At 64.3% G+C, this 13,279-nt stretch carries 13 protein-coding genes and 1 pseudogene; 10 read left to right on the top strand and 4 right to left on the bottom strand.

Annotation, left to right across the window (positions count from 1 at the left end; translation table 11 throughout):
- Window positions 1-3: 3 nt before the first annotated feature.
- The 5 genes from leuC to U5A52_RS24705 all read left to right on the top strand — a co-directional run bounded on the left by leuC (window position 4) and on the right by U5A52_RS24705 (window position 5,721).
- The gene (gene leuC, locus U5A52_RS24725) at window positions 4-1,422 is read left to right on the top strand and encodes a 3-isopropylmalate dehydratase large subunit (protein ID WP_321936579.1); all 1,419 of its coding nucleotides are present in this window, start codon (window positions 4-6) and stop codon (window positions 1,420-1,422) included.
- On the top strand, window positions 1,415-2,053 hold the full coding sequence (gene leuD / locus U5A52_RS24720; protein WP_321936578.1) for a 3-isopropylmalate dehydratase small subunit: 639 nt from the start codon (window positions 1,415-1,417) through the stop codon (window positions 2,051-2,053). Before leuC ends, leuD begins: the two co-directional genes overlap by 8 nt.
- 98 nt (window positions 2,054-2,151) lie before the next feature.
- A complete protein-coding gene (locus U5A52_RS24715; RefSeq protein ID WP_321936577.1) occupies window positions 2,152-3,474 on the top strand; it encodes an MFS transporter in 1,323 nt (440 codons plus the stop codon).
- 115 nt (window positions 3,475-3,589) lie between these two features.
- Window positions 3,590-4,780: a sugar transporter gene (locus U5A52_RS24710; protein ID WP_321936576.1), complete on the top strand. Its 1,191-nt coding sequence runs from the start codon at window positions 3,590-3,592 to the stop codon at window positions 4,778-4,780.
- A gap of 164 nt (window positions 4,781-4,944) precedes the next feature.
- Window positions 4,945-5,721 carry a TIM barrel protein gene (locus U5A52_RS24705; RefSeq protein WP_321936575.1) on the top strand — a complete coding sequence of 259 codons (777 nt, stop codon included), beginning with the start codon at window positions 4,945-4,947 and terminating at the stop codon, window positions 5,719-5,721.
- On the opposite strand, the gene U5A52_RS24700 is transcribed toward U5A52_RS24705, so the two are convergent.
- Both U5A52_RS24700 and U5A52_RS24695 read right to left on the bottom strand, forming a co-directional pair.
- Entirely contained in the window at window positions 5,708-7,126 is a 1,419-nt protein-coding gene (locus U5A52_RS24700) for a sensor histidine kinase (protein ID WP_321936574.1), read from the bottom strand. The two genes, U5A52_RS24705 and U5A52_RS24700, sit on opposite strands and share 14 nt — an antisense overlap.
- Window positions 7,113-7,778: a response regulator transcription factor gene (locus U5A52_RS24695; protein WP_321910299.1), complete on the bottom strand. Its 666-nt coding sequence runs from the start codon at window positions 7,776-7,778 to the stop codon at window positions 7,113-7,115. Before U5A52_RS24695 ends, U5A52_RS24700 begins: the two co-directional genes overlap by 14 nt.
- A gap of 165 nt (window positions 7,779-7,943) precedes the next feature.
- Between U5A52_RS24695 and U5A52_RS24690 the strand changes: the two genes are divergently transcribed.
- Both U5A52_RS24690 and U5A52_RS24685 read left to right on the top strand, forming a co-directional pair.
- Entirely contained in the window at window positions 7,944-8,972 is a 1,029-nt protein-coding gene (locus tag U5A52_RS24690; RefSeq protein WP_321936608.1) for an ABC transporter substrate-binding protein, read from the top strand.
- Window positions 8,973-9,065: 93 nt separating this feature from the next.
- A complete protein-coding gene (locus tag U5A52_RS24685; RefSeq protein WP_321936607.1) occupies window positions 9,066-10,325 on the top strand; it encodes an MFS transporter in 1,260 nt (419 codons plus the stop codon).
- A gap of 275 nt (window positions 10,326-10,600) precedes the next feature.
- Here the strand turns inward: U5A52_RS24685 and U5A52_RS24680 are convergent, their stop codons facing one another.
- Entirely contained in the window at window positions 10,601-10,747 is a 147-nt protein-coding gene (locus tag U5A52_RS24680) for a hypothetical protein (protein WP_321936573.1), read from the bottom strand.
- 11 nt (window positions 10,748-10,758) lie between these two features.
- Here U5A52_RS24680 and U5A52_RS24675 point away from each other — a divergent pair, with 11 nt between their 5' ends.
- Entirely contained in the window at window positions 10,759-11,091 is a 333-nt protein-coding gene (locus U5A52_RS24675; protein ID WP_321910225.1) for a superinfection immunity protein, read from the top strand.
- Window positions 11,088-11,438: a hypothetical protein gene (locus tag U5A52_RS24670; protein ID WP_321910223.1), complete on the top strand. Its 351-nt coding sequence runs from the start codon at window positions 11,088-11,090 to the stop codon at window positions 11,436-11,438. Before U5A52_RS24675 ends, U5A52_RS24670 begins: the two co-directional genes overlap by 4 nt.
- A 13-nt stretch (window positions 11,439-11,451) precedes the next feature.
- Here U5A52_RS24670 and U5A52_RS24665 read toward each other — a convergent pair whose 3' ends face one another.
- Window positions 11,452-11,826 (bottom strand): hypothetical protein, encoded by a 375-nt coding sequence (locus tag U5A52_RS24665; protein WP_321936572.1) that lies wholly within the window; start codon window positions 11,824-11,826, stop codon window positions 11,452-11,454.
- A 64-nt stretch (window positions 11,827-11,890) separates the two neighbouring features.
- Between U5A52_RS24665 and U5A52_RS24660 the strand changes: the two are divergent.
- Window positions 11,891-13,165: pseudogene (locus U5A52_RS24660) on the top strand (MFS transporter); the annotation flags it as partial.
- Window positions 13,166-13,279 lie beyond the last annotated feature (114 nt).

Genomic DNA, 13,279 nt, shown 5'->3' with positions numbered 1-13,279 from the left:
ATTATGTCCTCACAAACGCTTTACCGGAAACTGGTTGATTCGCACACCGTATCGATCATCGACGCCGAGCACGTTCTGCTCTACGCCGATCTGCACATCATGAACGAGTACACGAGCCCGCAAGCGTTCGCGGGCTTGCATGAGAAGGGCCTGCGCGTGCGCCGCCCGCGCCAGCAGATGGGCGTGGTCGATCACGTCATTCCCAGCAAGCCGGTGCCCGTGGCCGCGCGCACGATCGAGATCGTCGACGCCGCGAAGCAGGCCGCGAACTTCACGCGCAACTGCGTGGAGCAGGGCATTCATCTGTTCGATATCCACGACCCGATGCAGGGCATTGAGCATGTGGTCGCGCCCGAAATCGGTCTGATTCGTCCTGGCATGGTCGTGCTGTGCGGCGATAGCCACACGACGACTTACGGCGCACTGGGCGCGCTCGGGTTCGGCATCGGCACCTCGGAAGTCGAACACGTGTTGGCGACGCAGACGCTGGTGTACCGCGTCGCAAAGGACATGCGCATCGTCGTGGACGGCGCGCTGCCGCCGGGAACGACGTCGAAGGATCTCGTGCTGCACATCATTGCGAAGATCGGCGCGCAGGGCGCACGCGGCTACGCCGTGGAATATGCGGGCGAAGCCATTGCCGGGCTCTCCGCCGAGGCGCGCATGACCCTGTGCAACATGACCGTGGAGGCGGGCGCGCGCGCCGCGCTGATCGCGCCCGACCGCATGACGCTCGACTACGTGGCCAGCAAGGTGCGCGACCTCGATGCAAAGACGCTCGACGCCGCATGCAACGCATGGTCGAAACTGCGCTCCGATGACGACGCGCATTTCGATATCGAGCATCGCTTCGACGCCGCGCGCGTTGCACCCTACGTGACATGGGGCACGAGCCCTGACCAGGCCGTGCCGGTGGACGGCCGCATTCCCGAAGCGGCCGAAGGCGCGGGTCTCGACGCCGCGACGCTGCACAAGGCGCTCGATTACATTGGCCTCGCCGCAGGCGCGCCGATCGAGGGCACGCCAATCGACCGCGTGTTCATCGGCTCCTGCACGAATGCGCGCATCGAGGACCTGCGCGCCGTCGCCCAGGTCGTGCGCGGCCGCAAGGTGGCCGCGACGGTGCGCGCGATGGTCGTGCCGGGTTCGGGCATGGTGCGCGACCAGGCGGAGCGCGAAGGCATTGCGCAGACGCTGATCGACGCGGGGTTCGAGTGGCGTCAGCCGGGCTGCTCGATGTGCCTCGCGATGAACGACGACGTGCTAGCGCCAGGCGAGCGCTGCGCCTCGACGACGAACCGCAATTTCGAAGGGCGCCAGGGGCGCGACAGCAAAACGCATTTGATGAGCCCCGCAATGGCCGCCGCCGCCGCGCTGGCGGGCCGCATCGTCGACATTCGCAAGGAGCTTGCACATGGCTAAGCCGTTCACGATCTCGGGCGTTGCCGCGCCACTGCCCGTCAACAACCTCGACACCGACCAGATCATGCCCAAGCAGTTTCTGCTCGGCATCGACAAATCGGGGCTCGCGCGCGGGCTGCTGTACGACTTGCGTTTCGATGCCGATGGCCGCGTGCGTGAGGATTTCGTGCTCAATCGTCCTGAGTATCGCGACGCGAAGGTGCTGATCGGGGGCTCGAACTTCGGCTGCGGATCGAGCCGCGAACATGCCGTGTGGGGCTTGCAGCAGGCGGGTTTCGAAGCCGTGATCGCGCCGAGCTATGGCGAGATTTTCTACTTCAATTCGACGAACAACCGCTTGCTGCTCGTTACGCTGCCGCCGGAACAAGTCGAGGCGCTGGTCGCGGAGATCGCGAGCGGCGACGACAAACACGTATCGATCGATGTCGACAACGAAGTGGTGATCGCGCCTTCTGGGCAGCGCTATGCGTTCTCGCTGCCGGCACGGCAGAAGCAGATGCTCGTGGAAGGGCTCGACATGGTCGGTATGACGCTGCGCCAGCAGGAAGCGATCGACGCCTTCGAGGCGAAACATTGGGCGACGCAGCCGTGGTGCCGCATCGATCTGCCGGCGCAGCAGCAACGCGCTTAATCCCCTTGCTATAACCAGACCGTTCGTGCATCGCGCGCAACGGCACAGGGGCGCACTCACCGCCATGCGCGGCAAGTGCGCCCATACGGAGACAACCCATGAGCATTGCCGCAGTCCATCCGCAGGACGCCGCCGCGCTGGAGCCCAGCGTTGTGCGCAAGGTCTCACGGCGCATCACGCCGTTCATCATCGTCCTGTATTTCCTGAGTTTTTTGAACCGCGTGAACGTCGGCTTCGCGGGGCTTACGATGAATCACGACATCGGGCTCACGCAGGCCATGTTCGGCGTGGGCGCGGGGATTTTCTTCGTCGGCTATATCGCGGCGGGCATGCCGTCCAACCTTGCGTTGCAGCGCGTTGGCGCGCGCAGATGGATCGCACTGCTGATGGTTGCATGGGGTCTGCTTTCCGCAGCCACGGCGTTCGTCACGGGCCCGTACAGCTTTTATACGCTGCGTTTCGTGCTCGGTCTCGCTGAAGCGGGCTTCTTTCCAGGCATCATTCTTTACCTGAGCTTCTGGTTTCCCGCGCGCCACCGTGCATTCGTCACGGCCATGTTCATGACCGCCGCGCCGCTCTCGAACATGATCGGCTCGCCCATTTCCGGCGCGCTCATGAACCTGGAGGGCGTGGCGCATCTGCACGGCTGGCAGTGGCTCTTCCTCGTGGAAGGCGCGCCGACCGTGCTGCTCGGCATCGTTTCGTACTTCTATTTGACTGACCGGCCCGAGGACGCACAGTGGCTCGCGCCCGCCGAGCGCCAGTGGCTGAGCGCCGAAATGCGGCGCGAGCGCGAAGCGAAAGCGGCACAGAGCAAGTCGAGCGTGTGGGGCGCAGTGAAGGACCCGCGCGTGCTGCTGCTTGCGCTCGTCTATGCGGGCACGTCGACCGGACTCTACGCCATTGGCATCTGGGCGCCGATGATCATCCACCGCTTCGGCTTCAGCTACTTCGAACTGGGTGTCGTGAACGCGATTCCGAACCTGTTCGCGGTGGTGACGATGGTGCTCTGGGCGCGCAACTCGGACCGCACGAACGAGCGCCGCCTGCACGTTGCGATTGCGTGTCTCGCGGCCGGCATCGGCATGCTGATGTCCGGTCACGCCGCCAATGTCATTGTGCTGATCGTCGGGCTCTCGATCGCGAACTTCGGCATCAACGCGGCGAAGCCGCCGCTCTGGAGCATGCCCACGCAGTTTCTCTCGGGCTCTGCTGCCGCCGCGGGCATTGCGCTCATCAACGCGATGGGCAGCCTCATCGGCGGCACGATCGGCCCGATGGTGATTGGCCGGTTGCGCGACCTGAGCGGCGACTATTCACTGGGGCTGTATTTCGTCAGCGCCACGCTGCTTGTTTCGGCGGTGCTCGCCTATGCGTTCGGGCTGCGCGCCCGGCGTGCGGCCGTTCGCGTAAGTCAGTGATCTGGGCTGGCCCGCGCGGCTTGCGGCGAGGGCCAGAAGAAGCACTGTACGGTTCGGAGAGCTTGAAACGCGCGATACGCGATAATTGCCCTTTATCGATTCCCGCATCTCTCGTATGTCGACGCCTGAACCGGTCTCTTCCGGGCACTCGTGGTGGGGCGTGCTCGTCCTGGCGCTTTCGGCCTTTATTTTCAACACGACCGAGTTCGTGCCCGTTGCGCTGCTGAGTGCCATTGGCGACAGCCTTAACATGCAGCCGACCGACGTCGGCCTCATGCTGACGATCTACGCGTGGACGGTGGCCGTGGCGTCGCTGCCCTTGATGCTGCTCACACGCAACGTCGAACGCCGCAAGCTGCTGACCTGGATATTCGGGCTCTTCATCGTCAGCCATATCGTGACCGGCGTGGCGTGGAATTTCACGGTGCTGATGGTGGGCCGCGTCGGTATTGCATTTGCGCACGCGATATTCTGGTCGATCTCCGTTTCGCTGGTGGTGAGGCTCGCGCCGCCCGGCAACAAGAGCCGTGCGCTCGCCATGCTCGGCATGGGCACATCGATCGCCATGGTGGCGGGCATTCCGCTTGGGCGCGTGATTGGCGAGACGCTGGGCTGGCGGCAGACTTTCTTCGTCATCGCGGGCGCGGCGGCGGTTGCGCTGCTGATGTTGCGCATGTGGCTGCCCGCCTTGCCGAGCCAGCAAACGGGCTCGTTCAGCAGCGTACCCGTGCTGTTCAGAAAGCCGATGCTGGCCTCGCTTTATCTGCTGACGATACTCGTCGTGACCGCGCACTTCACGTCGTATACGTATATCGAGCCGTTCATTCACACCGTGGGTCACGAAAGCAGTCAGCGCATCACCTATATCCTGATCCTGTTTGGCGGTGCAGGCATTCCAGCGGCCATTTGCTTCAATCGCCTTTACCCGCGCGATCCTGCGCAATTCCTGCAAGCGGCTGTGATTGCCGTGTGCGTATGCTTGCTCGTCCTGTTTCCCGCTGCGTTGAGCATCGTCACGTTGTCGGTTCATACGCTGGTCTGGGGCGGCGCGATCGTTTCTTTTGGCCTTGCGATGCAGGCATGGGTGCTCAAACTCGCGCCGGAAGCCACGGACCTCGCGGTCTCGATCTATTCCGGGCTCTATAACGTGGGGATCGGCGCGGGCGCGCTGCTGGGCAACCATATCGCCAACGGCTTTGGCGTGTCGTGGGTCGGCTCGTTCGGCGGCGTGGTGGGCGGCCTCGGGGCAGCGGTGTGCTGGCTCGCATTGCGCATGTATGCGCGGGCACATCCTTCGGACCATTGAAGCGCGGCTTGGCAAGCTGCTGATCGATGGCCCTTTAGCCAGACTGGACATTTCGCGGCGGAGGCGGCGCGAAGTCGGACTACTATGGCACTGCTGGCCGCGTAAAGGTTGCTTGAGTCAGCCAGGCGCCGGCCTGGAATCTTCCGATTGAGTAAGGGATACCCATGTTTACTCTCGCAGTGTGCGCGGAGATGGTCTTTTGTGACTTGCCGGTGATCGAGCGCGTTAGGCGTATCAGCGAACTGGGCTTCGAGGTCGAGATCTGGGACTGGACCCGGCACGAGATCGGCGCGCTGGCGCATAGCGGCGCGAAGTTTTCGTCGACGACGGGTTATATCGAAGGCGACCTGATCACCGAGCGCGGCGCCGATGCGCTTGTGCGCACGGCCGAGCAATCGATCGAAGTGGCGAAGCGCCTTGCGTGCCCACGCCTTAACCTGCACGGCACCGGGCTCGATGGCAACGGTTTGCCCGTTATACCGGTGCCGGTCGTGAGCGGCGAAATGTGGCTGGCCGCGCAGAAAACGCTCGCACGCATTGCCGAACTGGGCGCGCGGCACGACGTGGTGTTTTGCCTGGAAAACCTCAACACTGAAGTCGATCATCCGGGCGTGCCGTTCGCGCGCGCCGCCGACACGCTGGCGCTCATCAAGGCCATCGACAATCCGCATCTGCGGTTGAATCTCGATCTCTATCACGCGCAGATCGGCGAGGGCAATCTGATCGAACTCGTGCGCCGTGCCGCGCCTTATATCGGCGAGATTCAGGTGGCCGACGTGCCGGGGCGCAAGGAGCCCGGCACCGGCGAGATTCACTATCCTGCGATCGCACGTGCGCTTGCCGCGCTCGACTATCGCGGCACGATCGGCCTCGAAGCCTGGGCGAGCGGCGACGCCGAACTCGCGCTCCAGCGCTTTCGCGAGGCGTTTACATTGGCGTAGTGGGAGGCGCTTCGTCTTCTGCGCGCGGAAACGTCAGCACCACGGCAAACCCACCCGCGGCGGGAAACGCAAAGTTCACGCGGCCGCCGTGCGCCTTCATCACCGCTTGTACGATGGCGAGCCCAAGGCCGGAGCCCGTCGTGCGCTCCGCGCCTTCCTGACCGATGCGCTCGAACGGACGCAACGCGGCCTCCCAGTGTTCGCGCGCAATGCCGCTGCCGTTGTCGGTCACGGTTAACGTGACAGCCTCCGGCGAAGCGTTCACGGTCACGACGATATCGTCGGCCTTGCCGTGCAGCAGCGCGTTGTGCAGCACGTTCGAAAGCGCTTCCTGCAGGCTGACGGCGTCGCCCGCGATCCACACTTGCGGCGCGCTGCTTTCGAACGCCACCTTCACGTCGCGTTCGTCGGCAAGCGGGATCGTGCGGCCCAGCACTTCTCTCGCGAGCTTCGCCAGGTCCACGCGCTGCAACGGCACCACTTCCGTGCGATGAATCACCATGGCGTGATTGAGCAGCTGGCCGGTGAGCCGGCCCACGTCCGAGCAGGTGGCCCGCAACGCTTCGAGCCGTGCGGCGTGGCGCACGGGATCGGACTCGGTGCTGAGCAATTCGATTTGCGCGTCGAGCCGCGCGATCGGTGTGCGCATCTGGTGCGCGGCGTCGGCGATAAAACGCTGCATGGCCGTCATGCGTTCCGCGAGGCGCCCGATCAGTCCGTTGATCGCGCCGATCAGCGCGTTGATCTCGCTCGGCGTGTCGTGCGACACAGGCCGCAGGTCGGCGGGATCGCGCGCGGCGATGATTTGCTCGATCTGCGCGAGCGGGCGCAGGCCGCGCCGGATCGCGAGACCGCTCGCACCGATGGCGAGCACGCTCATCAGCAGAATCAGCGTCCAGACCTTGAAGCTCATGTCGTTCGTGAGCTGCTGGCGCGCATGCGTGGTTTGCGCGACTGTAACGAGGGCCCAGCCGGGCGGCCGCGCGTCGGGCATGTAGCGCCCGATGGTGGCCGTGCGCACGCGCTCACCCTGATAGCGCCCATTCGCGAATGTCGGACCCTGGCGCGCACTCATCGTGTTGGCCGGACCGGGAAGGTCGCCATAACCCGCTACCACGAGGCCGCGCGCATCGACCACCTTGTAGTAGACGATGTCATAGCGCGAGAGCGTGGAGAGGGCGGCCACCGGCGGATTGAGTGCGAGCACGCCGCCCTGCACGTAGAGATTTTCGGCGACCTGGATGGTTGCGCCCGCAAGCAGTTGATCGTAGGCGCGCTCGGAAGCGACCCCCGCGTAATAGCGCGCGATGCCCGCGAGCGCCGCCGCCCCCGACGCCACCACGAGCGCGATGAAGAGCAGCGTGCGGCCGAGCAGCGTTTTGGGGAACCAGTCAAAGCGCGGCAATTTGGTATCCCATGCCGCGCGCGGTGCGAATTTCGACCGAGCTGCCTTGCAGTTTCTTGCGCAAACGCGTGACGTACTGTTCGACCGCGTTCGCGGTCGGCTCGTTGCCATAGCTGAACAACTGGTTCAGCAGTTCCTCTTTCGGGAAAATGCGTTGCGGGCGGCTGGCGAGGATTTCGAGCAAGGCGAATTCCTGACGCGAGAGCGAAAGCGCTTTGCCGTCGAGTTCGGCGAGCCGGCTGCTGCGGTCGATCGCAAGACCGCCGAGCCTCACGACGTCGTTCGCGTGCCCGCTGTTGCGGCGCAGGAGCGCCTGCACGCGCGCTTCGAGTTCGCGATAGTCGAACGGCTTGACGAGGTAGTCGTCGGCGCCGAGGCCCAGCCCGCTCACGCGATCGTCGATGGCCGAGCGCGCGGTGAGAAGCAGCACGGGCGTGGTGGAGCCCGCCGCGCGCAGGTTGCGCAGGATCGCGAAGCCGTCCATGGCGGGAAGCATCACGTCGAGCACGACCAGGTCGAAGCGCTCGACGCCTAGCAGGCTGTTCGCCGTGGCGCCGTTCGCTTCGAGGTCCACCGCGTGACCGAGACGCGTGAGGCGGCTGCGGACCGCCGCGCCGATTTCCGCGTCGTCCTCTACCACCAGAATGCGCATGATGCCGTTCCTGCCGAAATCTTCATGGGTACGATTGCGGGTTTTCCCGAGGTCTGCCAGCCGTGTTTTCTCAGCATTTTCTCAGACTCGCCCGGTAATCTCGCGAACCATGGAAGATGCAGCGACGTGATTACGACACGAACCACCGGAGACGGCAAGATGCGCATGCAGTCGCCGAGGCGGCGCGCACTCGTTGCGGCCGGGCTTGGCGCGGCGGCGCTCGCCGCTGCGCTCGCGCCTGCCTGGGTGCGGGCCGCGCCGCGCACGGTGCGCATTTCGAAGGGCTACGGCCTGCTGTATCTGCCGCTGCTCGTGATGGAAAAGATGCGGCTCTTCGAGCGCCATGCGGCCCGTCAGGGGCTCGTAGACGTGAGCGTCGAGTGGCTGAGGCTCGACGGCGGCAATTCCGTCGACGACGCCATGATGGCAGGCACGCTCGACTTCGCCGCCGTGGGCGCGCCCGGGTTCATCGAACTGTGGGCGCGGGCGCGCGGCATACCGAACGTCGAGGTGATCGGCATTAGCGGCCTTTCGGCCACGGCGCTCTCGCTGAACACGAACCGGCCGCAGATCGCGACGCTGCACGACTTCACGTCCGCCGACCGCATTGCGGTGCCGGGCATTCGCACCTCGCTTTCCGCCGTCGTGCTGCAAATGGTGGCGAGCAAGCTGCTTGGCGCGCAGCACTTCGCGCAGCTCGATTCGATTACCGTGGGCTTGCCACATCCGCAGGCCATGCAGTCGCTGATCCGGCGCGAGGGCGGCATTACCGCCCATTTCGCATCGCCGCCATTTTCGACACTCGAATTGCAGCAGCCGGGCATACACCGCGTGGTCAATTCAGTCGACGTGCTCGGGCCGCTCACGCTCGACGTGGTATTCGCGCCCAAGCGCCTCGTGGACACCGAACCGGCGCTCGTGCGCGCGTTCCTTCACGCGCTCGACGAGGCGAACCGGATGATCGCGCAGGACAAAGCGGCGGCGGCGCAAATCTATGTCGATTCGTCGGGCTTCGGGGCGTCGCGCGAGCACGTGGTGCAGACGCTCGCCGCGCCGGAGTCGCGCTTTTCGGTCTGGCCCGAGCAGTTGATGGAGTACGTGGACTTTTTGTACATGGTGGGCACGATCAAGGCGAAACCGCGCACGTGGAACGACATGTTCGTGCCGATGCTCGCGGAGTTCCGTCCGTCTTAGGCAGTCGCACAGGCAACATACAAATAAACGTAGGAGAACAGAGTGAATCCAGATAAAACCGTCGATCAACAGCCCGCCGAAGAGCGGGATGTCATGTCGAAGATCGCGCGCCGCCTGATGCCGATCCTCGTGGTGATGTTCCTGATCTCTTTTATCGACCGGCAGAATGTCGGCTTCGCAAAGTTGCAGATGGTGCACAGCCTCAACATGACCGAAACGGCATTCGGTCTTGCCTCGTCGCTGTTCTTCATCGGCTATCTGCTGTTCGAAGTGCCCAGCACGCTCGCGCTGCATCGCTACGGCGCGCGCGTGTGGCTCGCGCGCATCATGCTCACCTGGGGCTTGATTACCGTGCTGATGGGCTTCACCACCTCGATGAAGGTGTTCTGCGGGCTGCGCCTTGCGCTGGGCGTGGCCGAAGCCGGCTTCTATCCGGGCGTGATTTATTACCTCACGCTGTGGTTTCCGCAGAGCTACCGCGCACGCGTGCTCGGCATCTTCACGCTGGGCAGTGCGCTCGCGAACATGCTGGGCTCGCTCGTGGGCGGCTGGCTGCTGAGCCTCAACGGCGTATGGGGCTTGGCCGGCTGGCAGTGGGTGTTCATCGCCACGGGCCTGCCCGCCGTGCTGGTCGGCATTGCCGTGTTCAGGCTGCTGCCGGCGTCGTACCAGGAAGCGCGCTTCCTGAACGAGCGCGAAAAACAGATCGTGGCGGCCGCGCACGAGCGCGAGAAGCCCGAGCATGCCGAACACGCACAGCCCTGGAAGGCGCTGCTCGATCCGCGCGTGATGCTGTTCGCGGCGACCTATATGCTGATGTCGACGTCTCTGTATGGCGTGACGTACTGGCTGCCCACGCTCGTGAAGTCGTTTGGCGTGTCGAGCAGCGTGAACGGGCTGTTGAGCATGCTGCCGTGGGCACTGGCGGTCTTGCTGCTGCTGTGGCTGCCGTCGAAGCTGCGCCGCGCAAAAAGCATTCTTCGAACGATGGCGATCGTCGCTGCGCTGGGGACGCTCAGCTTCCTGTTGAGTCTGCTGCTGCCTTCCACGCCGCTGCGTTTTATCGCGCTCGTACTCGGCGGCGCGTGCATCCCGCTGCTGTACCCGTGCTTCTGGTCGATGCCGCCGCGCTACTTCACCGGCGCGCGAGCGGCGGCGAGCGTGGCGGCCATCAACTCGATCGGCAATCTCGGCGGCTTCTTTGGCCAGAACCTCATGCCGCTCGCAGGCAAGCTCACGGGCACGGCATTCGGTCCGATGATCGTGCCGATCGTGTGTCTGGCGGTGCTCGGTCTCGGCGTCGTGGTGGCGTGGGGTCGTTCCGGGCGCGCGATGGAGGGTGTGCCGGCCTGAGCCTCGGTTGCCCCTGATTTGACGGCGGTGGCGGCATGCGTGCGCGGATGCACGCGTGCCACGCGCGCGAAACACGTCGACTCGCCTTCCTGCCGCTTCGTCCCAATCACTAACACGTTGACGAGATTTCGACCCCATTTATCTCATGAATGGTGTAATTCGACAGCAATCCTCAACCTTTTCGCTAGCAGGCGTGCGCGATTGTTAATGCAGCCGCAACACTGAATTCGTTCTATTGGCATGGACTTTCGATAGAACGATCCTAAACTGCTACCTCATGTCACGGCGGCCACGATGGCCGCGGTGCAGGCAAAGCGAAACAGCTTCTGAAGCTGGCGGACGTGGACAATCCGGCGCGCGATCGCGCCCGATCTTGTCCCTGCGACGCACAGGCGTTTCGCCCAGTTTCGATGCTCGAACATGAGGTGGTGCGATGCTCCAAATTCTCGAAGGTGCCTCGGTCATTGCGGCCGTCATCCTGTATCTGATTCCTTCCATCGAAGCCGACGCGCGCGGGCACAAGGACGCGTTTGCGATCACGATGGTCAACATCCTGCTCGGCTGGACCGTCGTTGGCTGGTTCGCGGCGCGCGCCTGGGCGCATAGCCGCAACGAACAGCGGCGGCTGCCGCGCGCGGCGAAGCGAGTGCTTCACACAGCCGGGCGCGTGACGACGCAGAACCTCGTGCAGCATGCGAAGTTGCGTATGGCGCTGGAGTCCCGCAAGGCGGCGGCCAAACGCGGCGCGGAGGTCGTGTATTCATGAGCGCGTCGGAACAGTTTGGCGGCGTCGCGAAGTGGCCGTCGCGCATCACGCAGTTGTTGCCAAGGGTATTCGTTTCACTTGCTGCCGCTTGCACGGTGCTCGCGGGATGCGCGTCGACAGGCAATGTCACCGCGTCGGATCGGCAGGATACGTTCGTCGCTTCCGCCTCGGCGTCCGGCGGGCGCCTCGCCTGGGCGCGCGCCCACAAGCGCGCCGTGACCGCGGCGTCCGACTATTGCGAGACCCGCGGCATGCAGGCGAGCCTCGGCATCGAACAAATGGACGGTTTCGAGGCGCTGCAGCAGCAGGCTTCCACGATCCGTTTCGAGTGCCATCCGAAGCTTTGAGGCGCTCGCTACCTTAGCGAATCACAAAAGTCTCCGTGCGCGGCCCATACCATTTCGTGACTTCGGAATGGGCTGTCAATCTGGACGACTTCAGAATCGGGCTCGTGACGTGATACAGCCGGTCTGGGTCGGGGCCGTACATGTACAGATACCCGTCGTTGCCATCGACGTGAATTTCGGTTTCGCCGAGTTCGCCGGCGTCCGCGCGCTTGATCGCGCTTGCCAGCCGCTGTTCGAGCGCGTGGATCTTGGGGCGGTCTTTCGGGTAGTAATCGAAGTGGACCATCATGGCCGGTCCGGGCGGCTTTTGTGCGGGTTCGGCCGCGGCGTTGCCTGCGGCGAGTGCGATGAATAGAAGCGCGGTGATGGCTTTTCGGCTTGTCGGCATGGGCGGATTTCGTCGGCGAAACATCGCGTGATGTTCGCATACCGAGAGGGCGGCGTGGGGCGGCCTCATCGGTCTCGCCACGTTCTTCGACGGTTTCGACGTCATCGCGATTGCCGCGACGCTGCCGATCCTGATCCAGAAGTGGCATCTCACGCCGTGGGAGATCGGCTTTTTGATCGCTTCGGGTTCGGTCGGGCAGTTGTTCGGCGCGTTCCTGTTCCCGTGGCTCGCGGAGCGCCACGGCCGCGTGCGCGCGATTGCGTGGAGCTCGGGCATCATCGGCGTGACCAGCATTGCGTGCGGATTTGCGCCGAGTTTCGCCGTGTTCGCGGCGTTGCGTGTGGTGCAAGGCCTCGGCTTGGGCGGCGAGCTGCCCGTGGCCGCGACGTATATCAACGAGGTTAGCCGCGCTCATGGCCGCGGACGCTTCGTTCTCCTCTACGAGATCGTGTTCCCGGTGGGTCTGCTCGCTTCGAATGCGCTGGGCGCGTGGCTCGTGCCGCGCTTCGGTTGGCAGATCATGTACTTCATTGGCGGGATGCCGCTCGTGCTGTTCTTCGTGCTGCGCAAGCTCGTGCCCGAGTCGCCGCGCTGGCTCGCGGAACGCGAACGCGTGCAGGAAGCGGATCGCGCGGTGAGCGCGTTCGAGCGTACCGCGAAAGGCCCGCTCGCCCCGGTCACGAACGCCGCAGAATTCGACGCGCTCGTGGCGCGCCATCCCAAGCGTAGCGTGAAGGACCTGTTCGGGCCCGCGTATCGCAAGCGCACGCTCGCGGTGGCCATGCTCTGGATCACATGCGGCTTTATCCAGTACGGGCTTTCCACCTGGCTGCCCACGATCTATCGCACCGTCTATCACGCGCCTTTGCAGCTCGCACTCAATCTCGCGGTCGCGGCCTCGGTGCTCGGCGTGCTTGGCTCGCTTGCTTGCGCGCTGCTGGTCGACAAGGTGGGCCGCAAGCCCGTGATCAACGTCTCCTTCGTGCTTTGCGCAGTCTCTCTGGTGCTGGCTGGCGTGTGCCATGCCATGTCGGTTTATGTGGTCGCGACGTTTTGCGCGCTGGCGCTCGGCCTGCTCGCGAGCGGGTTTATTACCGCTTACGTCTACACGCCTGAGTTATACCCCACGAGCATCCGTGCATTGGGTTGCGGTGTGGGCGGCGCATGGCTGAAGGTGGCCGCCATTTTCGCACCGACGATAGTTTCGAAGACGATGATCGGCGGCAATCTCGACGTCGCGTTTTATATTCTCGCCGCGGTGCCATTCCTCGCGGCCGTGACGGTGCATTTTCTCGGCATCGAGACGAAGGGGAAGGTGCTCGAACAACTGGAGGCGTGAGCGCTACGACGCGCTGGCGCGAGTGCCAAACCGGTCGCAAGGACAGGTGTGTTGCGGTCGAACGCTGTATCCTGTGTAAAGCGTGGTTCTATAAGTGCGTATCGGTCTTGTACG

Source organism: Paraburkholderia sp. J8-2, from assembly GCF_905220195.1.
Classification (GTDB): Bacteria; Pseudomonadota; Gammaproteobacteria; order Burkholderiales; family Burkholderiaceae; genus Paraburkholderia.
This window is presented reverse-complemented; position numbering and strand designations above follow the sequence as displayed.